This window comes from Paenarthrobacter nitroguajacolicus, from assembly GCF_007786235.1.
Classification (GTDB): domain Bacteria; phylum Actinomycetota; class Actinomycetes; order Actinomycetales; family Micrococcaceae; genus Arthrobacter; species Arthrobacter nitroguajacolicus_A.
The window spans coordinates 320,244-341,871 of record NZ_VNFK01000003.1 but is presented as its reverse complement, the minus strand read 5'-3'; the positions used below and the strand labels follow the sequence as shown (position 1 = coordinate 341,871).

At 63.1% G+C, this 21,628-nt stretch carries 19 protein-coding genes, 1 tRNA gene and 1 pseudogene; 12 read left to right on the top strand and 9 right to left on the bottom strand.

Translation table 11 applies throughout. From position 1 onward, the window contains the following. Positions 1–19: 19 nt before the first annotated feature. Both FQP90_RS05580 and FQP90_RS05575 read left to right on the top strand, forming a co-directional pair. Positions 20–1,969 carry a DUF2264 domain-containing protein gene (locus FQP90_RS05580; protein ID WP_144648691.1) on the top strand — a complete coding sequence of 650 codons (1,950 nt, stop codon included), beginning with the start codon at positions 20–22 and terminating at the stop codon, positions 1,967–1,969. A 50-nt stretch (positions 1,970–2,019) separates the two neighbouring features. Next, on the top strand, positions 2,020–3,330 hold the full coding sequence (locus FQP90_RS05575) for an alpha-L-fucosidase (RefSeq protein ID WP_244296500.1): 1,311 nt from the start codon (positions 2,020–2,022) through the stop codon (positions 3,328–3,330). Here the strand turns inward: FQP90_RS05575 and rarD are convergent, their stop codons facing one another. Then, positions 3,331–4,401, bottom strand: coding sequence for an EamA family transporter RarD (rarD, locus tag FQP90_RS05570; protein ID WP_144648689.1), 1,071 nt, complete (start codon positions 4,399–4,401; stop codon positions 3,331–3,333). 118 nt (positions 4,402–4,519) lie between these two features. On the opposite strand from rarD, the gene FQP90_RS05565 reads away from it, so the two are divergent. The 6 genes from FQP90_RS05565 (at position 4,520) to FQP90_RS05540 (ending at position 12,340) form a co-directional block, all read left to right on the top strand. Beyond that, positions 4,520–5,959: an FAD-dependent oxidoreductase gene (locus FQP90_RS05565; protein ID WP_144648688.1), complete on the top strand. Its 1,440-nt coding sequence runs from the start codon at positions 4,520–4,522 to the stop codon at positions 5,957–5,959. A 145-nt stretch (positions 5,960–6,104) separates the two neighbouring features. Then, positions 6,105–7,454 (top strand): helix-turn-helix domain-containing protein, encoded by a 1,350-nt coding sequence (locus FQP90_RS05560; protein WP_144648687.1) that lies wholly within the window; start codon positions 6,105–6,107, stop codon positions 7,452–7,454. Between the two features lie 96 nt (positions 7,455–7,550). Then, positions 7,551–9,074, top strand: a complete 1,524-nt coding sequence (gene exaC / locus FQP90_RS05555) for an acetaldehyde dehydrogenase ExaC (RefSeq protein WP_144648686.1) — start codon at positions 7,551–7,553, stop codon at positions 9,072–9,074. A 95-nt stretch (positions 9,075–9,169) separates the two neighbouring features. Continuing rightward, positions 9,170–10,192, top strand: a complete 1,023-nt coding sequence (gene adhP, locus FQP90_RS05550; RefSeq protein WP_208759945.1) for an alcohol dehydrogenase AdhP — start codon at positions 9,170–9,172, stop codon at positions 10,190–10,192. After that, positions 10,192–10,620 (top strand): DUF779 domain-containing protein, encoded by a 429-nt coding sequence (locus tag FQP90_RS05545; protein WP_144648685.1) that lies wholly within the window; start codon positions 10,192–10,194, stop codon positions 10,618–10,620. Before adhP ends, FQP90_RS05545 begins: the two co-directional genes overlap by 1 nt. Positions 10,621–10,786: 166 nt before the next feature. Further along, positions 10,787–12,340, top strand: coding sequence for an APC family permease (locus tag FQP90_RS05540; protein WP_144648684.1), 1,554 nt, complete (start codon positions 10,787–10,789; stop codon positions 12,338–12,340). Positions 12,341–12,474: 134 nt separating this feature from the next. Here FQP90_RS05540 and FQP90_RS05535 read toward each other — a convergent pair whose 3' ends face one another. From FQP90_RS05535 to FQP90_RS05520, 4 genes are all read right to left on the bottom strand, one after another. Next, positions 12,475–13,110: a DUF2461 domain-containing protein gene (locus FQP90_RS05535; RefSeq protein WP_144648683.1), complete on the bottom strand. Its 636-nt coding sequence runs from the start codon at positions 13,108–13,110 to the stop codon at positions 12,475–12,477. A gap of 129 nt (positions 13,111–13,239) precedes the next feature. Further along, positions 13,240–14,724 (bottom strand): catalase, encoded by a 1,485-nt coding sequence (locus FQP90_RS05530; RefSeq protein ID WP_144648732.1) that lies wholly within the window; start codon positions 14,722–14,724, stop codon positions 13,240–13,242. A 7-nt stretch (positions 14,725–14,731) separates the two neighbouring features. After that, positions 14,732–15,211 carry a Fur family transcriptional regulator gene (locus FQP90_RS05525; protein ID WP_144648682.1) on the bottom strand — a complete coding sequence of 160 codons (480 nt, stop codon included), beginning with the start codon at positions 15,209–15,211 and terminating at the stop codon, positions 14,732–14,734. 30 nt (positions 15,212–15,241) lie between these two features. Continuing rightward, positions 15,242–16,006 carry a hypothetical protein gene (locus FQP90_RS05520; protein WP_144648681.1) on the bottom strand — a complete coding sequence of 255 codons (765 nt, stop codon included), beginning with the start codon at positions 16,004–16,006 and terminating at the stop codon, positions 15,242–15,244. Between the two features lie 79 nt (positions 16,007–16,085). Between FQP90_RS05520 and FQP90_RS05515 the strand changes: the two genes are divergently transcribed. Together FQP90_RS05515 and htpX are read left to right on the top strand one after the other, a co-directional pair. Continuing rightward, positions 16,086–17,357, top strand: a complete 1,272-nt coding sequence (locus FQP90_RS05515; RefSeq protein ID WP_144648680.1) for an MFS transporter — start codon at positions 16,086–16,088, stop codon at positions 17,355–17,357. Between the two features lie 110 nt (positions 17,358–17,467). Next, entirely contained in the window at positions 17,468–18,337 is an 870-nt protein-coding gene (htpX, locus tag FQP90_RS05510; protein ID WP_090819055.1) for a zinc metalloprotease HtpX, read from the top strand. A 71-nt stretch (positions 18,338–18,408) separates the two neighbouring features. On the opposite strand, the pseudogene FQP90_RS05505 reads toward htpX, so the two are convergent. Then, positions 18,409–19,197: pseudogene (locus FQP90_RS05505) on the bottom strand (Dyp-type peroxidase); the annotation flags it as partial. 13 nt (positions 19,198–19,210) lie between these two features. Next, entirely contained in the window at positions 19,211–19,702 is a 492-nt protein-coding gene (locus tag FQP90_RS05500) for a YajQ family cyclic di-GMP-binding protein (RefSeq protein ID WP_017200185.1), read from the bottom strand. A 182-nt stretch (positions 19,703–19,884) separates the two neighbouring features. Here FQP90_RS05500 and FQP90_RS05495 point away from each other — a divergent pair, with 182 nt between their 5' ends. Both FQP90_RS05495 and FQP90_RS05490 read left to right on the top strand, forming a co-directional pair. Further along, positions 19,885–20,151: a hypothetical protein gene (locus tag FQP90_RS05495; RefSeq protein WP_144648679.1), complete on the top strand. Its 267-nt coding sequence runs from the start codon at positions 19,885–19,887 to the stop codon at positions 20,149–20,151. 128 nt (positions 20,152–20,279) lie between these two features. Further along, positions 20,280–20,361 (top strand) — tRNA-Tyr (locus FQP90_RS05490). Positions 20,362–20,506: 145 nt separating this feature from the next. Here FQP90_RS05490 and FQP90_RS05485 read toward each other — a convergent pair. Continuing rightward, positions 20,507–21,265 carry a potassium channel family protein gene (locus FQP90_RS05485; protein ID WP_144648678.1) on the bottom strand — a complete coding sequence of 253 codons (759 nt, stop codon included), beginning with the start codon at positions 21,263–21,265 and terminating at the stop codon, positions 20,507–20,509. A 47-nt stretch (positions 21,266–21,312) separates the two neighbouring features. Next, complete coding sequence (locus tag FQP90_RS05480) at positions 21,313–21,534, bottom strand: hypothetical protein (RefSeq protein WP_144648677.1); 222 nt, start codon at positions 21,532–21,534, stop codon at positions 21,313–21,315. Positions 21,535–21,628 lie beyond the last annotated feature (94 nt).

Here is a 21,628-nt window from a genome sequence, read left to right as displayed (position 1 = left end):
AGCCCAAGGATTCAACACCGTGACACAGCCACTGCCAGCAACCCAGCCCTGGCTCCCGAAACCCGACCCCATCCTGTCCCCGCTCACGGGTTGGACCCGAGACCACTGGGAGAACACCGCCGATCACTGGCTGGAACACATCCGAAACTACTCCAGCCCGCTCAAGGCCAGCCCCCGCCTGCCGGGCCCGGTGACGCGTGACGGCGAGCGCCGGGAGGGCATGGAGACCATAGGCCGGAGCCTGCTGATGGCGGCGCCGCGTATTGCCGGTGCCCGTGGCCAGGATCGCTTGGGCTTGGCGGCCTGGTACCGGGAGGCGTTGCTGGCCGGAACCGATCCTGAGGGGGCGGAGCGTTGGCCGTTGGGTGTCGCGTGCAAGTCTCCGTTGCTGGGGGTGACCAACTCGATTGTGGAGGCCGCGAACATTGCTTTCGCGCTCCACATTGCCAAGGAGTGGCTGTGGGAGCCCTTGGATGCGGGGGAGAAGAAGCAAGTTGCCGGCTGGTTGCGGCACCATGCCCGGCTCGAGGTGTGGGGCAATAACTGGCAGCTTTTCCCGGCGATGGCGGAGGGTTTCCTGCGTTCGGTGGGCGAGGACGTGTCAGGCTGCACGGGTGCGCGGAATGTGGCCCGGGTGGAGTCCTGGTACCTGGGCGACGGCTGGTACACGGACGGGCCGGAGCACGCCATCGACTATTACAACGCGTGGGCCATCCACCCCTATCTGTGGGCTTGGTACGCTATGACGGGCCGCGAGGACACCCCTGAGGGTCGCCGTCATCTGGAGCGCTTGCGCGAATTCGTGGGTACGCAGAGCCTGATGTTCGCCAGTGATGGGGCAGTGCTGCATGTCGGGCGATCCTTGGCGTACCGCACCGCGGTCCTGGCCGCTTTGTGGTGTGCCGAGATCTCTGGCGTAAACCCGTTGACGCCGGGTGCCACACGTCGACTGGCGTCCGGGGTCCTGGCCAACTTCACCGCGAAGGGCGTTGGCGTTGATGGGCCGCCGAACTTGGGTTGGTATGACGAACATCTGGGCTCCTGCCAGGCGTACAGCGGGTTCGGTTCACCGTATCTGGCAGGCATCGGCTTCCTGGGTTTGGCGCTGCCGCCGGAGCACAGTGTATGGCAGGACGTTGAAGAGCCGCAGCCTACCGATGGCCCGGCCGCAGTTCGGGCCTTGCCTGATGCGGGCTGGACGGTGTCCAGCGATAGCGGCGTGGTCCGCCTGACGAACCACGGCAGCGACCATTGCGGCCTGCCCGTGGGCGGCGGCACGGACCCTGATGATCCGCACTACGCCAAGTTCTCCTATTCCACCCATACAGCGCCGGGGACAGGAGTTGCGTGGGAGGACAACGTGGATGGTCACCTTGCGTTGCTGGGGTCCGACGGCGTGGCGAGCCGGCGCTGTGCCCTCCGCGCCACCCGCACGGACGGACTCGTCAGTGGTTCCGTCCATGTCCCGCAGTTGTACGGGAAGACCTTGCCCGGCACGGCCGTCACTACAGTTTCGGTGGTGGACGGCATCCACGAACTTCGCTGCCATTTGGTCCGTGGCCCGGTGGAGTATTCCGTCCGGGAGGGTGGCCATGCTGTAGCCGGCGCCACACCGGTGGACGTTGGAACGACCGAGAACACCGCGTGGGCCGGCAACGGTGATGTCTACGCCGCCGTGACGGCGGTGCACGGCTGGGAAGAGCCGCGGACCACGCGGTATACGGATGCCAACGCCATGGGCAAGCACTCAGCAGTCCCGAGCCTTGGTGCGGAGCGCAACAGTGAGGAAACCGTCCACGTTGCCCTCCACACGCTGACCCGGGGACAGGCTCTGGTGCCCGACGCGCTCCAGGCGGCTGCCGCCGTCGTGGTTTCCGGTACGGAAGTTTCCGTGTCGTGGGCCAGCGGCACTTCGCAGACTTTTGACCTGCGGACGTTTGTTCCGTGGGACGGGCAGGTGGGAAAGTAATGGAACTCAAATACGGGGCGTCGCGGGAAAAACCTCGTGAGGATGCTGCGATGCAGCGATTCCGCGGCCATCGCGTGGGGCAGTTCATTCACTGGGGTCTTTACGCCCTGCCGGCTGGTCGCTGGGAAGGCAAAGACGTGGAGTTCGCGGCGGAGTTCCTGCCGCGGGTGGCAAAGGTTCCGCAGCAACGCTGGGAGGCGCTCGCCAACGATTTCACGCTGGCGGATTTCGACGCCGAGCGGTGGGCGGACACAGCCGTGGCGCTGGGTGCCCGCTACATGACCATCACCACCAAGCACCACGATGGTTTCTGCCTGTGGCCGAGCGCCCACACGGACTTCCACATGGGTAACACCCCTTCCGGTCGCGATGTCCTGGGCGAACTGGTGGCGGCGTATGAAGCCCGGGGGATTGACGTCAACTTCTACTACTCGGTGCTGGACTGGAGGCACCCGGACTGGCGCTTCACGCTGGAGAACGACGCCGACAACCTGGCTTTCGCCCGCTACCTCGACTTCGCGATGAAACAGTTGGAAGAACTGGCCGAACGCTATCCGAGCGTGAAGGGCTTCTGGTTCGACGGCACGTGGGACGAATCCGTGAAGGCCAACGGGTGGTGGACCTGGGAGGTCGAACGGATGTTGAAAGAACGTCTTCCCGGCGTGGTGGTCAACAGCCGCTTGCGGGCGGACGACCTTGGAGCCAGGCACGTGGACTCCAACGGCTTGCTGATGGGCGACTACGAAAGCGGTTACGAGCGGAGGCTGCCGGAGCCGTGGGACCGCAGCGTGGCTGCCCGCGACTGGGAAGCGTGCATGACCATTCCGCAGGCCAGCTGGGGATACCACCAAGGCCCGTGGGCGCAGTCGACGCTCAAACATCCTTGGGATGTGGTGGACATGATTGCCCACTGCACGTCCTTGGGCGGCAACTTCCTGCTGAACTTCGGCCCCCGAGGCGACGGCTCCATGGCCCCTGCAGAGGTGGAGATAGCCCGCACCGTGGGGGAATGGCTCGCGGTCAACGGCGAAGCAATCTACGGGTGCGGCTACGCCGAGGGCTGGGACTATCCGGGGTGGGGGTATTTCACCCGGGACAGCAGCACGGGAAAGGTGTTCGCGGTAGTGACACGTGCGCCCGCATCCGGGCGGATCCGTTTGGAACTGCCCACAGGCCTGGAACTCGTGGGCCTGCGGTTGTTGGGCTCAGGTGAGTATCCGTTCAAGGGGCTGGCCGACTCTGTATTCGAGGTGGAATTGGGGGGTGCCTCGAATGCCGGACCACGCGTCTTCGCCGTCGAAACCAGTGCCCTTGCCCATCCTGCTTCCGAAAAGGAACCCAACCCGGACGTGCTGGACTAGCTAAGCTCCGGCAGCTGCCAGCCGCGCTTTCTTTTTCAGCACCGAGTTCTTCCTGGTGGTGCGAAGCATGTCGATGGTCAGCAGGATCAGCGCCAGCCACACCACGCAGAAGCCGATCCAGCGGGCCGTCGTCATGGTCTCGTTGAACACCGTCAGCGCCACAATGAACTGAAGGACCGGGGCGAAGTACTGCAGCAGACCGATGGTGGTCATGGGCAGGCGACGGGCCGAAGCGCCGAAGAAGAGCAGCGGCACGGCAGTGATGACACCGGAAGCCACCAGCAGCCAGAAGTGGCCGGCGCCCAGGGTGGTGAGAGTCTGGGCGCCTGTGACGCCCAGGACCACCATGGTGATGCCGGCAAGGGGAGCCAAGACCACGGTCTCGACGCTCAGGCTGGTGAGCGCGTCAACTTTTGGTCCTACGCGCTTCTTCACGAAGCCATACAGGCCGAAGCTGAAGGCCAGGATCAAAGCGATCCAGGGAAGTTGACCGTAGGAAAAAGTCAGCACGCCCACCGCGACGAAGCCAATGCCCACAGCTGCCCACTGCAGGGGACGCAGCTTCTCCTTCAGGACGAAAACGCCCAGGAGCACGGAGACCAAGGGGTTGATGAAGTAGCCCAAGGACGTCTCAACGGCATGGCCCGTGGTGACGCCAAAGGTGTAGGTCAGCCAGTTGATGGCGATCAGTCCCGCAGCCAAGGCAAGGGGACCGAACACAGAACGATCCTTCACCGCGGTCCAGAACGTCTTCCATGCACGGGTGATGGTGATCAGCAGGGCACAGAAGAGCAAGGACCACACGATCCGGTTGGCCACGATCTCGATGGCACTGGCCGGCATCAGGACGAAGAAGTACAGCGGAAGCAGCCCCCACAGGCCGTAAGCGCCGATGCCGAACAGGATCCCCGCCGTCGACTCGCTCCTCACCGGTTTGGCGGAACCGCCGGTGCCTTGACCGCCGCCCCGGGCTGGCGCCGTCGTGGGCTGGTTTGAAGAAGAGCTTGAGATGATCTGATCCGGAGTCGACACATTGTCGCCAACACCATGCCGGCACGCAATATTCCGCAATCTTTGCGAATTTCTGTGACTCCTGCCATATAAGCGGCCGCGCGTAAGGTCGACATCTAGAATTGAAATCTGCGCGCCCCTACAACGGCGTGGCTTACTGCTTTCGGAAGGGCTCACGGTGTCCAACTCAGCCGCAACCACCCCCAAACGTCCGCTTCGTGTCGCCATTGTGGGCGCAGGCCCGGCCGGCGTTTACGCCGCGGACATCCTGACTAAATCCAATGAGGTCAAGGACGGGGACGTCGAGGTCAGCATCGACCTCTTTGAGGCCTACCCGGCGCCCTACGGTTTGATCCGCTACGGCGTGGCGCCCGATCACCCCCGCATCAAGGGGATCGTCAATGCACTGCACAAGGTGCTGGACCGCGGCGACATCCGCTTCCTGGGCAACGTCACCTACGGCAAGGACCTGACCTTGCATGATTTCCGCGCGTTCTACGACGCCGTGATCTTCTCTACCGGTGCCATCAAGGACGCAGACCTCAAGATCCCGGGTATCGAGCTGGAGGGTTCCTTCGGTGGCGCCGACTTTGTTTCCTGGTACGACGGACACCCCGACGTTCCCCGGGACTGGCCCCTGGAGGCCAAGGAAATCGCAGTGATCGGCAATGGCAACGTGGCCCTGGACGTGGCCCGCATGCTGGTCAAGCACCCCGAGGAACTGCTGGTCACGGAGATCCCGGACAACGTTTACGCCGGACTCAAGAAATCCCCCGTCACCGATGTCCATGTGTTCGGGCGGCGCGGTCCTGCCCAAGTGAAATTCACTCCCTTGGAGCTGCGCGAACTGTCCCACTGCAAGGACGTGGACATCGTGCTGTACCCGGAAGACTTCGAGTTCGACGAAGCATCGGATGAAGCCATCAAGACCAACAACCAGATCAAAACCATGGTCAACACCATGACCAACTGGCTGGTGGAAGAGCACGCGGAGTCCGAGCAACCGTCCTCGCGCCGCCTGCACCTGCACTTCCTGCACAGCCCGGTGGAGATCCTGGATTCGCCGGAAACGCCCGGCAAGGTGTCAGGGATCAAGTTCGAGCGCATGCAGTTGGACGGCACAGGCAACGTCAAGGGCACCGGCGAGTTCATCGAATACCCGGTCCAGTCCGTGTACCGCGCCATCGGCTACCACGGTTCGCCGTTGGATGAACTGGAGTACGATTCCCGCCGCGGCGTCATCCCGAACGACGGCGGCCGCGTCCTGGATGCCGACGGCAACCACGTGCCGGGTATCTACGCCACCGGCTGGATCAAGCGTGGACCGGTAGGACTGATCGGCCACACCAAGGGCGATGCCCTGGAGACCATCGGCTTCCTCCTTGAAGACCGGCTCACCCTGCCGCCAGCCGAGAACCCGGACCCGCAGGCCATCATCGACCTCCTCGAAGAACGAGGGGTGGAGTACACCACCTGGGAGGGCTGGAACCGGCTCGATGCCCACGAAGCTTCCCTGGGTGCCTCGTGGTCCGCCGGCGAAGGAAACGGCAACGGTGTGGTCCGCGAGCGCATCAAGGTTGTTCCGCGCGAAGAAATGATCCAGATCTCCCGCGGCTGACCCTTGGAGTTTTTGTACACCTCATGCCCCTATTCGGACGCTTTAGGGTCATCAGCTGTACAAAAACTCCATCTGGCGAATTAGACTCTCTCGTACTGTGCTGCCCACCGCGCGCGGCCCAACGCACAGAATGTCAGGGAGTTCGATGAGGAATCCAATCCATCCGCCCGTTCCAGGAAGCGATGCCGCGGAACTCCTCCAGAAGCGTGCCCTGGCCAGCCATGAACGCCTGGACTCCTTGCGCTTCGGGGTACCGGAGGGCGAGGAGATTTCCGGCCTCCGCCGCCTGGTCCGCGAGTCCTGGCAGCGCTCGGCACGTTTGCAGGCCAACCCGGACGTCGCCGAGGCGCCGCTCGCGATGGACCAGGACGAGCTCGAGGAGTACCGCCGGAGGCACCCCTTGGCTGCGATCATGCCGGTCATCAAGAAACTGCTGGTCCAGCCCAGCCATGACAGCGGACTCCTCGTGGCGGTGGGCGACGACGTTGGCCGGCTTCTGTGGGTGGACGGCGATCCTGTGATGCAGCGGCGGGCAGAAGGCATGATGTTCGTGGCCGGCGCCGACTGGTCCGAAGCCTCCGTGGGCACCAGCGCACCCGGTACCGCCTTGGCCCTTGACCGCAGCATCCAAATCTCAGGCGCTGAACACTTCAAGCGGTCGGTCCATCCGTGGAGCTGTACCGCTGTGCCCTTCCACGATCCCGATTCAGGCGCCGTGCTGGGGGTCGTGGACATCACCGGCACGGAAACTGCCGTAGCGCCGCACACCCTTTCCTTGGTGGAGGCGACAGTGGCGGCAGCACAGGCCCAATTGCGGATCGAACGCCTGCAGCTCGCGGCAGCGGTGCGGGAAAAGCCCCGCCGTCGGAGTCCCGCAGCAACGACCAACCAGGCGCTGTATAGGAACAGCCTTCAGCTTTTGGGACGCGACCAAGCCCTGCTCAGCATCGACGGCCGGACGGTATCCCTGTCCGCGCGGCACAGCGAAATCCTGGCCATCCTCGGCAGCCACCCGGACGGGCTGAGCGCCGAAGACCTGTGCACCCAGCTCTATCCGGGAGACGGGTCCTCAGTGACCCTCCGGGCCGAGATGGTACGGCTTCGCAAGGTCCTCCACGAGCTCAGCCCCGGCGCGGTTCCGGAGTCGCGTCCGTACCGCCTCCCTGTGGAGTTGCTTCCCGATTCCGGCCAGGTGCTTAGCTGCCTGCAGCGCGGTGCCCACCGCATTGCCCTGGAAATCTACAAGGGTGCCGTCCTCCCGCGCTCGGAGGCACCCGGCGTCGTGCAGTTGCGCGAGCGGGTTTCGCACCTGCTGCGCGAAGCGCTGCTCAGCGACGGCAGCGTCGATTCGCTGCTCAAGTACGCGGAGCTGCCTGAGGCGAAGTACGACGTCGACCTCCGCCTTGCCGTGTTGAAGCTGCTGCCGCCGCGCTCACCCAAGCGGGCCGCCGTCGTGGCCGATCTTGAGCGGATCGATACCGAGCTCACCGCGTGAGCTGAATCACATGGTTGCAACGTAGCTGCAACCTCCCCGCTCCTACGCTCGAAGCAATGGCGACAGCCACCGTGATTCGCAGCAAAGGAGCTAGCAATGACTGTTTACGCACAGCCGGGTGCCGAGGGTTCGAAGGTCACTTTCAAGGACCGCTACGAGAACTGGATCGGCGGCGAGTGGGTTGCCCCAGTCAAGGGTGCCTACTTCGAGAACATCACACCGGTGACGGGCAAGGCCTTCTGCGAAGTCGCCCGTGGCACCTCCGAGGACATCGAACTGGCCCTCGACGCCGCCCACAAGGTTGCCCCGTCCTGGGGCAAGACCTCCGCCACCGAGCGCGCAGCCATCCTCAACAAGATCGCCGACAGGATTGACGCCAACCTGGAGCTCCTCGCAGTGGCGGAGACCTGGGACAATGGCAAGCCCGTCCGCGAGACCCTGAACGCAGATATCCCGTTGGCCGCTGACCACTTCCGCTACTTCGCCTCCGCCGTCCGCGCCCAGGAAGGACACCTCTCCCAGCTGGACGAAGACACCACGGCCTACCACTTCAAGGAGCCACTGGGCGTGGTGGGCCAGATCATCCCGTGGAACTTCCCCATCCTCATGGCCGTATGGAAGCTGGCCCCGGCGCTCGCCGCCGGCAACGCCGTGGTCCTGAAGCCGGCTGAGCAGACGCCCACCTCCATCCTTGTCCTGATGGAACTCATCGGCGACCTCCTTCCGGCAGGCGTGGTGAACGTGGTCAACGGCTTCGGCGTTGAAGCCGGCAAACCCCTTGCTTCCAGTTCCCGCATCCGCAAGATCGCCTTCACGGGTGAGACCACCACCGGCCGGCTGATCAGCCAGTACGCCTCCAACAACCTCATTCCCGTCACGTTGGAACTTGGCGGCAAGAGCCCCAACATCTTCTTCGACGACGTCGCCGCCCAGAACGATGCCTTCTACGACAAAGCCCAGGAAGGGTTCACGCTCTTTGCCTTCAACCAAGGCGAAGTCTGCACCTGCCCGTCCCGTGCGCTGGTGCAGGAAGGTATTTACGACTCCTTCATGACCGACGTCGTGGCCCGCACCAACAAGATCATCCAGGGCAACCCGTTGGACACGGATACCCAGGTGGGTGCCCAGGCCTCCAACGACCAATTGGAGAAGATCCTGTCGTACATCGACATCGGAAAGCAGGAGGGTGCCAAGGTGCTCACCGGCGGTGCCCGGGCCGAGCTCTCCGGAGACCTGGCCGGCGGCTACTACGTGCAGCCCACCATCTTCGAAGGCCACAACCGGATGCGGATCTTCCAGGAGGAAATCTTCGGACCGGTGGTGTCCGTGACCAAGTTCAGCGACTACAACGACGCCATTGGCCTTGCCAACGACACGCTGTACGGACTTGGCGCCGGAGTCTGGTCGCGCAACGGAAATGTCGCCTACCGCGCCGGCCGGGAAATCCAGGCCGGTCGCGTGTGGGTCAACAACTACCACGCCTACCCGGCAGGTGCCGCCTTCGGTGGCTACAAGTCCTCAGGTATTGGCCGTGAGAACCACGCCATGATGCTGGACCACTACCAGCAGACCAAGAACCTCCTGGTCAGCTACAACGAGAACAAGCTCGGCTTCTTCTAAGAGTTTTTGTACAGCAGATGCCCTTATGGAGCGGACTTAGGGGCATCAGCTGTACAAAAACTCCCATCATTCGTACAGATCAAAGGAGATCGTCAATGTCCACCACCATGCAAGCAGCTGTAGTCACGGAATTCGGAGCCGACCTCACGGTCAAGGAAGTGGAAAGGCCGACGCCGGGTCCCGGCCAGGCGCTGGTCCGCCTCATCACGTCGGGGGTATGCCATACCGACCTGCACGCTGCTGAAGGCGACTGGCCGGTCAAGCCGACGCCACCGTTCATTCCCGGCCATGAGGGAGTGGGTGAAGTAGTGGCCCTCGGTGAGGGCGTCACGGATGTTGCAGTTGGCGACCTCGTAGGAAATGCCTGGCTGTGGTCGGCCTGCGGTGATTGCCAGTACTGCCGCACAGGCTGGGAAACCCTGTGTGAGTCCCAGCAGAACGGCGGTTACAGCGTTGATGGGTCCTTCGGCGAATACATGCTGGTGGACACGCGCTTCGCCGCGCGCATCCCGGAAGGTTCGGATCCTGTGGAGGTTGCTCCGGTGCTCTGTGCCGGCGTCACGGTCTACAAGGGACTGAAGATGACCGAGGCCCGGCCGGGGCAGTGGGTCACCATCTCTGGCATTGGCGGCCTGGGGCACATTGCCGTCCAGTACGCAGTGGCGATGGGTCTGCGGGTGGCAGCAGTGGACATCGCCGACGACAAACTCGCATTGGCCAAGGAACACGGGGCCGAACTGACGGTCAACGCCTTGCACGAGGATCCAGCCGAGGTCATCCAGCGGGAAACAGGTGGTTGCCACGGCGTGCTGGTCACTGCCGTGCACCCCTCGGCTTTCGGCCAGGCAATCGGCATGGCCCGGCGCGGTGGAACGATCGTCTTCAATGGTTTGCCTCCGGGAGATTTCCCGGCGCCGATCTTCGAGATCGTACTCAAGGGACTCACGGTCAGAGGGTCGATCGTGGGCACCAGGCAGGATCTGGAAGAAGCACTGGAGTTCTACGCCCAGGGAAAGATCAAGCCAACGGTCTCCACCCGGGAACTCTCGGAGGTCAACGCGGTGTTGGACGAGATGAAGCACGCCAAGATCGACGGCCGAGTGGTTCTGAAGTTCTGATGAATCCCAACAGGTCCCAGGACATCCTGGAAGCTTTGGTGACGTTGCCCGGGGAGGACTTCTCCCGAGTGGCGCTCACCGGAGCATCCGTGGAACTGCTCCTCAAACTCTGGGAGCAGCATGGCCCCCTGATGTTCCACCAATCGGGCGGCTGCTGCGACGGCTCGGCGCCCATGTGCTACCCGGCGGGGGAGTTCCTGACAGGAGACTCCGACGTTCTCCTTGGACGGTTCGACCTCGGGCACGGTGGAAATGCCAAGCCATTGGAGTTCTGGATGTCCAAGGAGCAATTCAACTACTGGTCCCACACCCACCTCACCGTGGATGTGGTTCCGGGCAGAGGCAGTGGGTTCTCCGTTGAGTCTCCCGAAGGGAAGCGATTCCTGATCCGATCAACGCTCATGGACTGGGACGTGCCAAGCATTTAGGGTGGGTGGCTGGTGTGATGGGGGTTACGGGCCTTCATCACACCAGTCACACCTGTCACGCGAATTCGGCAGGCGTCTCACTATCTGGGATAAATATGGCCGTCCATTGGCCGGACACTATTCTTGATGAGTCCTATACCACTCCCATCCAGAATGTGGCATTTTTATGAACATTTTCAGGACCAAGTCGATCGAGCAGTCGATCGCTGATGCCGACGAACCCGGTCGCAAGCTCAAGCGCAGCCTGAGCACCTGGGATCTCATGATCATGGGCGTCGCCGTTGCCGTCGGCGCCGGGATCTTCTCGGTAGGCGCCAAGGCTGCCGCAAACTTTGCCGGCCCCGCCGTCACCATTTCCTTCGCCATCGCCGCTGTTACGTGTGCGCTGGCCATCATGTGCTACGCAGAATTCGCCACGGCAATCCCCGTGGCTGGCTCAGCCTACGTGTTCACCTACGCCACCATGGGCGAGGTCCTCGCGTGGATCATCGGCTGGAACCTTATCCTTGAACTTTTCACCGCCGCGGCCGTGATTGCCAAGTACTGGGGCATCTACCTCAGCACGGTCTTTGGCTTGATGGGCGTGGAGATGCCGCCATCGGTCAGTGTCTTCGGCATCGACCTCTACTGGGGCGCCTTCCTGATCGTCGCGATCTTCACCGTGCTGCTGGTGCTGGGGACAAAGTTGTCCGCCCGCGTTGGCAATGTCTTCACTCTGATTAAGATCGGCGTGGTGCTGTTCGTGATTGTTGTTGGCTTCAGCTACGTGAAGTTCTCCAATTACACCCCCTTCATTCCTGCCTCCGAGCCCACCGACTCTGGTGCTGCTGATGTAATGAAGCAGTCGTTCTTCGGCTTCCTGACCGGTGCTGCCCCGGCGCAGTACGGAACGCTCGGCGTCTTCGCTGGTGCTGCACTGGTGTTCTTCGCCTTCATCGGCTTCGACGTGGTGGCCACCTCCGCCGAAGAGGTCAAGAACCCGCAGAAGACCCTTCCGCGCGGCATCTTCGGTGGCCTGGCCCTGGTTACCCTGCTCTATATCCTGGTCTCCCTGGCACTGACCGGAATGGTGTCTTACACGCAACTGGCCGAGGTGAAGAACCCCACCCTGACCACGGCCTTCGAAGCCGTGGGCAATACGGATGCAGCGAAGGTTATTGCCTTCGGCTCCCTGGTTGGCCTGACCACGGTCATCATGGTGCTCCTCATGGGGCTGTCCCGTGTGGTCCTGGCGATGAGCCGAGACGGACTGCTGCCGCGTTCACTCTCCAAGACCAGCGAGAAGCGCTCCACCCCGGCCCGACTGCAAATCATCTGCGGTGCCGCAGTGGCCGTGGTTGCCGGGGTGACCAAGGTGGATCTGCTCGAGGAAATGATCAACATCGGAACGCTGTCCGCGTTCGTAATGGTGAGCCTGGGCATCCTGGTGCTGCGCAAGAAGCGCCCGGACCTCAAGCCTGCCTTCCGGGTGCCCTTCGGCAAGGTGGTTCCCTGGATCTCCGCGGTCCTGTGCTTCTACCTCATGACCAACCTCGCCGTGGAAACCTGGATCTTCTTCGCGATCTGGCTGGTCATCGGTATGGTCATCTACTTCTCCTACGGGCAGCGCCACTCACGGCTCAACGAGAAGTTCGCCGCAGCCAAGGCCTCGGTCAACGGTGCTCCTGAAAGCCGTAAAGCCGAGGGCGACGAGGACGAAGACAGCTACACGAAGGTCTAATGCCTGCAGCAACTGCTTGTCAGACAGCTGCGTCAAAACAGCCATGAGGCGCCCGGAAACCCATCGGTTTCCGGGCGCTTTTGCCTGATCGGGCCAACGCCTGCTCCAGCACCCCCGTTCACCCTCCCACGCCGTCAGGGCGCCGCATGCTCACTTACCCACTCCACCAGCGGCCTCAGTTCCTCCCAGCGGGCAGCGATCTCGTCCTTGGCCGCCGCGCTGGACAGCCAATCCGGCTGGCCCACCTCAACGCCCGCTGACAATGATTTGTGCTTGAGGAGCTCAGCCCGGGGATGGTCTTTGTCGAACCCCCGGGGGACCGTCTTCAGTTTCTCGCCCTCGATGGCGAAGCCCGCTGCAGCCACGGCATCAACAATCCTCTGCAGTTGCTCACCACTCGAGGGGGCATCAACGGCGGCCCGGAATCGTGCCAGTTGGGCCGGAGTGTGGGAATGGTACCCGCCACCGATCAGCAATGTGTCTGCGCTGATCTGGATGTAGAAGCCCACGCCCTCCTGCGTGGCAGCGAAGGCGCCTTGGGCGGTCTTGTACGGTGATTTGTCCTGGGAGAATCGGATGTCCCTGTTGGGACGGAAGATTTTTGCCGGCCCGAATTGTGGTTCCAGCTCTGAGAGGAGGGCGGTGAGCGGCTCCCTGACTTCGGCGTCGTATGTTGCTTTATGCTCCAGCCACCACTCGCGGTTGTTGTTCTCCTCAAGATCTTCGTAAAAGCGGAACGCGGCTGCCTGAATGCCTTTGAATGTGTCCATGGAAGGATCCTATGGACCTGAATATCTGCCCAGCCATAGGTGTACGACCCTATGTGGAAAACAAAAAGAACACCCCGCCGCGGAGAATCCGCAGCGGGGTGTTCTGCTAGTGCAGTAACGCGACGACGCTTAGAGCTTGTTGGCTGCTTCGGCGTCGGAGGTGGTCTGGCCGGCGCCGAGGTTGGCGCGCAGCTTGGCACCGAGTTCGGCGTCAACGTTGGTCCAGTACTGGATGGCGCGTTCCTTGATGTCGGCGTTCTTCACGCCGCCAACAGCACCGGTGATGGTTTCGAGCAGGCGGGCCTTGGCGCCGTCGTCGTAAACCTCGCGGTACAGGGCACCGGCCTGGACGAAGTCGCTGTCCTCGGAGTGCAGGGTGTGGGCAGCGAGGGTGAGCTCACCGTCGTTCTCCCAGCCACCGGCAGGGGAAGTGGGCTCAACAGCAGCCGGGCCACCAACGGAGTTCGGTGCGTACACCGGGGTGCTGGGGGCGTTGAACAGGTAACGTCCCTGGCCATCCTGGCTGTAGTTGTTCACCTGGTTCTTCGGCTGGTTCACCGGGATCTGGGCGTGGTTTGTGCCCACGCGGTAACGGTGTGCGTCGGCGTAGGAGAAGATGCGGGCCTGCAGCATCTTGTCCGGGGAAGCGGCGATGCCCGGTACGAAGTTCGACGGCGCGAAGGTGGCCTGCTCGATCTGCGCGAAGTAGTTCTCCGGGTTCTTGTTCAGCTCCATGGTGCCCACGTGGATCAGCGGGTAGTCAGCGTGCGGCCACACCTTGGTGAGGTCGAACGGGTTGAAGCGGTACGTCTTGGCGTCCTCGTAAGGCATGACCTGGACGTGCAGTTCCCAGGAGGGGAAGTTACCGGCTTCGATGTTCTCGGAGAGGTCGCGGATGTAGAAGTCTGCATCCGAACCGGCCAGCTGTTCTGCCTGGTCGGAGGTCATGGAGTTCACGCCCTGGTTGGACTTGAAGTGGTACTTGACCCAGAAACGCTCGCCGGCGGCGTTGATCCACTGGTAGGTGTGCGAGCCGTAGCCCTGCATTTCACGCCAGGAAGCCGGGAGGCCGCGGTCACCCATGAGCCAGGTGACCTGGTGGGCGGACTCGGGGGAGAGGGTCCAGAAGTCCCACTGCATGTCAGCGTCACGCAGGTGGGTGCCCGGGAGGCGCTTCTGGGAGTGGATGAAGTCCGGGAACTTGATGCCGTCGCGGATGAAGAAGACGGGGGTGTTGTTGCCCACGAGGTCGTAGTTGCCCTCGGAAGTGTAGAACTTCACAGCGAAACCACGGGGGTCGCGCCAGGTGTCGGGGGAGCCGTTCTCGCCGGCGACGGAGGAGAAACGGATCAGCATGTCGGTCTCGGTACCCGGCTGCAGGAAAGCTGCCTTGGTGTACGCGGAGACGTCCGACGTGGTCTTGAAGGTACCGAATGCGCCGCCACCCTTGGCGTGTACTACACGCTCCGGGACACGCTCACGGTTGAACTGTGCGAGCTTTTCCACCAGGTAGTGGTCGGTCAGGATGATGGCACCGTCAGCGCCGACGGACTTCGAGTGTGCGTCGGAAGTGACAGGGGCGCCCGACTGTGTGGTCGAGATGTTCGCGGTCATCATTCTCCTATTTCTTGGTTACGGAAGGTTGGACGGGAAGCTGTTGTTTGGACTGGCAGTCCTGGCAGATGCCTTGGTACAGGACGTCTGCGATCTGGATGGTCATGGGCTTGGAATCATCGTTCCAATGCGGCGTTAGGCACGGTGCGTGCCCTACGGCGCAGTCCACATCTTCCACGCGCCCGCAGCTGATGCAGACGGCGTGGTGGTGGTTGTCGCCCACCCGTGTTTCGTAGAGCGCGGGGGAGTGCGGCGGTTCGAACCGTCGCAGCATCTGAAGGTCCGTGAGATCACTCAGAACCACATAGACGGACTGCGCCGTCAGTTCAGGAAGTTCCTCGCGGGCAGCGGCAAGGATGCCTTCTGCGGGGGAATGCGGATGGTGCTGGACCGCGGCGAGTACTGCCAGCCGCTGCTTGGTCACACGCCGGCCATGGGCATGCAGGGCGGCGGCCCATGCTTCCTGCTCGGCTGTGTGATCGGTCATGCATTCATTGAAACACTTATTTTGAGGAGTTCACAATAAGGCAAGGCTAACTTCGGGTGAACGGAGCAAGCCCTCCATCGGATTCACCGTCTCAGCGGCCGATCGCCCCAGCGCGTGCACCCTAAGCGGGGTGCCCGGCGCCTCGGATTCGACGGCAACGCAACTGAAGCCACTGTGCCCCGGAGCCAACGGAAGACCACTCAAAGCCGTTCCCATCGCCAGGAGTTCGGAGGGCCGAACGTCCCGGATTGATGCGGCACCGCTGGCGGGCTGGATCACGCTATGGTGCTTTCCCACGGCCAGGGTCCGGACCAGCGGCGCAGGCTCGACGGCGGCACCGGCCTGGTCATCGGACGTCACCATCGCGTCCGGCACGCCACGCCGAAGCGATTGACGGATCGCATCATCATCAGCCGCAAGGTCGCGCGCAGGCTCCCCAACGCGGCGGTGGGCCGGCAGCGACAACTGGAGTCCCGGCGTCGTGGCTTCACCGTCCCAACGAGCGAAGAGGTGGAACGTGGGCGTCGACGATTCGGCGACGGGCTCGCCGATAGCCCCGCCCAACGGGTGCCAGCGGTGGGCGAACAGCACGGCAGAGCGGGTTGACCCTAAAACGTCGTGGAGTGCGCCGCGCACCAGGTTGTGACAGAAGAGCCAGTCGGCCGCCGAAGGGTGGGCGAATTCCGTGGAGGGGTCCGACAGCCTGATGAGGACATGCCCCGCGGTCAGGGGAGTGCGTGGCCTGGCGATCTCCCAAAAGGCCGAACGGTACAGCAATCGTCGAGACATCACCATGTCAACTCCTTCCCCCGGGTGAGCCTACCAAGCAGGGTGGTGTGACGGGAGGCTGCGGTGATGCCAATAGGGTTGGACGGTGGCGAAACTACTGGCAGACATCACTCCACTGAGGGAGAGTCCCGCATTCCGTCGGCTCTGGTTGGGGGCATCAGTAGCTGCCATCGGAACCCAACTGACACTGGTGGCTGTCAGCCTGGAGGTCTACCGGCTCACGCAGGAGAGTTTCTACGTGGGGTTGCTGGGGATCTTCGCACTTGTTCCGTTGGTAGTGGCGGGACTCTACGGCGGATCGATTTCCGATGCCTACGATCGCCGGAAAGTGGCCATCATCGCCTCGCTGGTCCTCTGGGCCACCACGGCGGCCTTGGCGTTGCAGGCATGGCTGGAGATCGGGAACATCTGGGTCCTGTACGCGTTGGTAGCGATTCAAAGCGGCGCGCAGGGCATTAATGGACCCGCCCGCAGTGCCATCATTCCGCTGCTGGTCCGCAAGGACCTGCTGCCGGCCGCCAATGCCCTGAGCATGCTGACGTTCGGCCTGTCGATGACCGTGGGTCCCCTGTTGGCGGGCGTGCTCGTGGCCACCATTGGCTTCGGCTGGACCTACACCATCGACGTCATCAGTTTCACGTTCGCGCTATGGGGCCTCTTCAGGCTTCCGCCGCTGCCACCGTCCAAGGACGCCGTGAGGCCGGGACTCCGCTCCGTGGTGGAAGGGTTCCGGTTCCTTGGCACCCGTCCCAACGTGCGCATGACCTTCATCATTGACCTCATCGCCATGATCTGCGCCCAACCCCGCGCCCTGATGCCGGCTATCGGTGCGGTCATGATCGGCGGAGGTGAAACGACAGTGGGTGTGCTGCTCGCATCCACGGCAGTTGGCGCCTTCCTGGCCGGCCTCTTCTCCGGACCCCTGGGACGCGTGCGCAAGCAAGGCAGCGCCGTGGTCTGGTCCGTTGTCGGGTGGGGCGCCTCGATCGCCGGTTTCGGACTGGTGGTGCTGCTTGCCGGGGATACCGGCCGGGACGGAGTCACGCTCTGGTTGGTCCCTGCCGCCCTATGCTGCGCCCTGGCTGGGATTTCCGACTCCATCAGCGCCGTCTTCCGCACCACCATCCTCCAAGCGGCCACACCGGACCACCTGCGTGGGCGGCTCCAAGGCGTCTTCATCGTGGTGGTCGCGGGAGGTCCGCGCGTGGGGGACATGCTGGCCGGCGGTGTCACACAGTTCCTCAGCGAAGGCGGCGTGCTGCTCCTCGGCGGGCTCCTGTGCATCGTCCTGGCAGGGCTCGCCTCCCGCCTCCAACCGGGCTTCATCGCGTACGATGCGAAGCATCCGGTGCCCTAGCTTTGCCGGCCACGCCGCCACCGTCCGCCAACGACGGAACATGGCGGCCGGCGTCGGCGTTAATCCGAACAGAAGCCCCGCAAGAGCCGACGAAAGCGACAAGAACAACCGTGCATAAACACAACAATGGACTCAAGACCGCGGCACTTTTCGGTGTGCTGTGGGCGGTGTTGTTGGGTTTGGGCGCCATCATCGCCGCTGGGACCCGCAGCACCACGCCCATCTGGATCATGGCGTTGATCGGCGTCGGAACCACTGCCTACGGCTACTGGAACAGCGACAAGATCGCCATCAGGTCCATGGCTGCCTATCCGGTGACCGAGGCGCAGGCACCGCAGCTCTACCAGATCGTCCGGGAGCTGTCCGTCCGCGCCAACAAGCCCATGCCTCGCATCTACCTCTCGCCCACTATGACGCCCAACGCCTTTGCCACCGGCCGCAACCCCAAGAACGCTGCCGTCTGCTGCACGGAAGGAATTCTGCACCTACTCGACGCACGCGAACTCCGGGGTGTCCTGGGGCATGAACTGATGCACGTGTACAACCGCGACATCCTCACCTCCTCCGTGGCTGCTGCCGTGGCCGGTGTCATTACCTCCGTGGGGCAGATGTTGCTCATTTTCGGCAGCGGGGACAGGCGAAATGCCAACCCCCTGGCCACCATTGCCATGGCCCTGTTGGCTCCGTTTGCGGCCTCTCTGATTCAGATGGCCATCTCGCGAACCCGTGAATACGACGCCGACGAGGACGGCGCCGAGCTGACCGGTGACCCCTTGGCGCTCGCCTCTGCCCTGCGCAAGATCGAGTCGGGCGTCAGCCAGCTGCCGCTCCCGCAGGATCAAAAGCTGGTCAACGCCTCACACCTGATGATCGCCAACCCCTTCCGCGGCGGAGGCATGCGGCGCATGTTCTCCACGCACCCGCCCATGAAGGAGCGGATCAGCCGACTGGAGCGAATGGCCGGGCGCCCACTGTCGTAGCGGCTCAACACGTCGTGAACCCGCTGTTCCGTTGTTGGCCGACAACGGAACAGCGGGTTCACAACGGCGGGGGCGCCCGAGCCCACCCACACGTGTTCGTCCAGCAGCGTGTTGTCCTCGACCTTGAGGTTGTTGGTGCCGTCCTTGAAACCGAAGAGGTTCCTGGGCGTCACCTGCGCCCGGGACGTGGATGACGTTCGGCCAAAGCCCAGCTGCGACCAGCGGACCCGGACCTTTCCGAACCCGATCCTGGCGAGGTTGCGGATGGCATGGACGGCCACTTGGGGATCGTCCGCGCATGCCTGGATCACCAGGTCCCCGCCTGTCCGACCCGGTTGAAGATCGTCGCCAGGGAAATGCGGGAGGTCGATCAAAGCCTCGGGCCTGCGGCCGTCCAGCCCAAAGCGGGCCGTGCCGTCCTTCTCGAACAGCCCTGGACCGAAACCGAACGTCAGGGTCAGTTTGGCAGCGGGAAGATCCAAGGCCTCGCCAGTATCTTCCGGCGGTGCATCGTAGGGACCATCGACGGCGCCGGTCTTTCCCATGGGGATGCCGGTTGTCATGGCCTCGGCCGCGGCAGTCCAGTCCTTGAGGAGCTTGATGAGCTCCTTGCGGTCCTCGGTGGTCACGTCGAACGCAGCCATGTGCAGACGGTCCTGGGCTGGAGTGGTGATACCTGCCTGGTGATTGCCAAAGAAGGGGACTGCTGCATCCGCCGCGGTGGTGTCCGCAGCAGAAGCAGTCGCAGCCGTCAGGGCATCACGGCCCAGGAATCCGGCGGCCAGCCCGGCGACGGCTCCGGGCAGCAAGAAAGCCGGGATGCGCGCCCTGTCACGGGCGCACACCCCGGCTTTCCGAATGGTGCCGGGCTACCTAGCTGCGGAAGTTCACGAACTGCAGGTCGGCCTCTTCGAACTTCTTGAGGATGTTCATGGTTTCCTGGAGGTCGTCGCGGGACTTGGAGGTCACGCGGAGTTCGTCGCCCTGGATCTGGGACTTGACGGACTTGGGAGCCTCGTCGCGGATGATCTTGTTGATCTTCTTGGCGATGTCCTGGGCAATGCCCTCCTTGATGGTGCACTCCAGGCGGAATTCCTTGCCCGAGGGGAAGGGCTCGCCCTGGTCCAGGGACTTCAGCGAGATGCCGCGCTTGATGAGCTTGGACTGGAAGACATCCAGGACAGCGAGGACGCGGTCCTCGGAGTTGGCCTTCATGAGGATCTTTTCTCCGCTGAAGTCGATCTCCGCGCCGACGCCCTTGAAGTCGTATCGCTGTGCGATTTCCTTCTGGGACTGGTTGAGCGCGTTGGCGACCTCTTGCTTGTCTACCTTGCTGACGACGTCGAATGTGGATTCGCCTGCCATGACTCTCCTTAGGTTGGGGGCCCTGTGAGGGCGGGTTGGTCTGGCATCCAGCCTAGTACGGAAGCCGCTGCTTGGGACGGTGGAGGGCTTTCACAGTTCGCTCACAGCACACGCAGGGTTGGAACTGAGGCTACCGGTTGAGAGTTGTACCAGTTGGAAGAACGTATCGTCGGAGGATCAGCATGAGCAGCAAGGCCGTCCAGTCCATCAGCAAGTCCGCCTCGGCAGCAGCCGGTTCGATTGGCACGGCAGCCGTGGCAGCTGCAAGCGCCGTCGCTGCGGCGGCCGTGGCTGCGTCGATCGTACTGAGCCCGGTTCCCGATGCCACGTCCCGAATGGACGGCGTGCATGCTGACCTTCTTCGCGCCGTGCAACTCAACCAGATCACCGCCGAGCAGGCAGAGAAGTTTGAAGCGAAACTGGCCGGCCGGATCCTCGGGGAAGCCTGAAACACGCGGAAATCCGGGGTGTCTGCTCCCGATTAGATTCTTCGCTGAAACTTCTGTAAGGTTGTCTCTGCCTTCGGTTACCGGATCGAAAAGAAACGGTCTCCGGAAGTGATCTTCTTTTGAAGTTCGGCAGATTACCCGAGCGGCCAAAGGGGGCTGACTGTAAATCAGCTGGCAACGCCTACGGGGGTTCGAATCCCTCATCTGCCACCCAAGGAAAATCCCCGGAACCACTGGTTCCGGGGATTTTTTGTGCCCAAAGGGTTCCGCTGGGGCCGAGGGGTGTGCGGCTACCACCCACTGTGATTCCGCAATCCGGGAGTCGCGCCGCAAACCACGGCCCGGGCCACCCCGCTCAGCGGCTCTCCGAGATTTTCCGGAGTTCCGCGATTTCGAGCCGCAGGGCAGCGATTTCCGTCACCAGGTCAGCCACCTCCGCACGCACAGGTTCCTCGGCGGCGGCTGCTTTCTCTCCGGCGGCCGCTGCGACGCCTTCGGCGTTCTCCTCGATTCGCTGAACGAGCCACGAAGCGATGGACGCCGTCACGATACCGAGGACGGCGATGCCACTCATCATGAGGGCTGCGGCGACGATCCTGCCGATGGGAGTCACTGGGTAGAGGTCTCCGTAGCCAACGGTAGTGATGGTGGTGACAGCCCACCAGGCAGCGTCACCGAAGGTCAGGATCTTGGCGTCAGGTGCGTTCTGCTCTACGTCCAGCACGGCGAGCGCGCCGATGAGGATGAGCATGGCCGCCGCGCCAGCAACGTAGGTGGCCACCCGTCCGCGGAGGGTTTCACCAACGGTGCGCTGCAGGACGGACAGGAGGGTCACCAGCCGCAGCAGCCGGAGTGGCCTGAAAAAGGGGAGCACCACGATCAGGAGTTCGTGGAGGTTCCACAGGAACCATCGCATCCGGTCTTCGGCCAGCCAGAGGTTCACGAAGTAGTCAAGCGCGAAGATGCCCCAGGTGATCCACAGGATTACCTCGAAGGGGATGGCCGCGGCCCCATCGACGCGACCGATAACCTGCCAGGCGTAGGCGGTGAGGAAAATCAGTGCCGTGGCCATGAGGGGCCACTCGACCAGGTCCCGGTATCGCGCTTGTGTCATACGGGAATACTAGCCACCGTGGGCAGTTGCTCCCGGGATCAACCCCATCAGGCTGCGGGGGTCTCCAGCCAGTAACCATCCAAGTGGTGAATCAGCTGTCGCCCCAGCCCGCCCTTGAGCTGGATCCATAAGGTGCTGCGATCATCGGTCATGCCGTCGATGGTTCCCTCAATGCGGTTGCCGCGGGCATCCTGGAGGACGACGTCCTGGTGACGGGAGAGTTCAGGCCAGACTTCGCCGTGCGGCCTGGTGGTTTGCAGCGTGCTCAAAGGGGTCCCCCTTGTGTTCTTAGATCATGACGAGTTCCAGATATTGTGCACGTCTTTCATGAACCGGCGGTAAACGTTAGTGCAATCGTTGGAC

Bases quoted from the DNA above. Each gene is read 5' to 3' on its own strand.
- FQP90_RS05575 (WP_244296500.1), top strand. From the start codon at position 2,020: ATGCAGCGATTCCGCGGCCATCGCGTGGGGCAGTTCATTCACTGGGGT.
- FQP90_RS05560 (WP_144648687.1), top strand. From the start codon at position 6,105: ATGAGGAATCCAATCCATCCGCCCGTTCCAGGAAGCGATGCCGCGGAA.
- exaC (WP_144648686.1), top strand. From the start codon at position 7,551: ATGACTGTTTACGCACAGCCGGGTGCCGAGGGTTCGAAGGTCACTTTC.
- adhP (WP_208759945.1), top strand. From the start codon at position 9,170: ATGTCCACCACCATGCAAGCAGCTGTAGTCACGGAATTCGGAGCCGAC.
- FQP90_RS05545 (WP_144648685.1), top strand. From the start codon at position 10,192: ATGAATCCCAACAGGTCCCAGGACATCCTGGAAGCTTTGGTGACGTTG.
- FQP90_RS05540 (WP_144648684.1), top strand. From the start codon at position 10,787: ATGAACATTTTCAGGACCAAGTCGATCGAGCAGTCGATCGCTGATGCC.
- FQP90_RS05535 (WP_144648683.1), bottom strand. From the start codon at position 13,110: ATGGACACATTCAAAGGCATTCAGGCAGCCGCGTTCCGCTTTTACGAA.
- FQP90_RS05530 (WP_144648732.1), bottom strand. From the start codon at position 14,724: ATGACCGCGAACATCTCGACCACACAGTCGGGCGCCCCTGTCACTTCC.
- FQP90_RS05525 (WP_144648682.1), bottom strand. From the start codon at position 15,211: ATGACCGATCACACAGCCGAGCAGGAAGCATGGGCCGCCGCCCTGCAT.
- FQP90_RS05520 (WP_144648681.1), bottom strand. From the start codon at position 16,006: ATGGTGATGTCTCGACGATTGCTGTACCGTTCGGCCTTTTGGGAGATC.
- FQP90_RS05500 (WP_017200185.1), bottom strand. From the start codon at position 19,702: ATGGCAGGCGAATCCACATTCGACGTCGTCAGCAAGGTAGACAAGCAA.
- FQP90_RS05495 (WP_144648679.1), top strand. From the start codon at position 19,885: ATGAGCAGCAAGGCCGTCCAGTCCATCAGCAAGTCCGCCTCGGCAGCA.
- FQP90_RS05485 (WP_144648678.1), bottom strand. From the start codon at position 21,265: ATGACACAAGCGCGATACCGGGACCTGGTCGAGTGGCCCCTCATGGCC.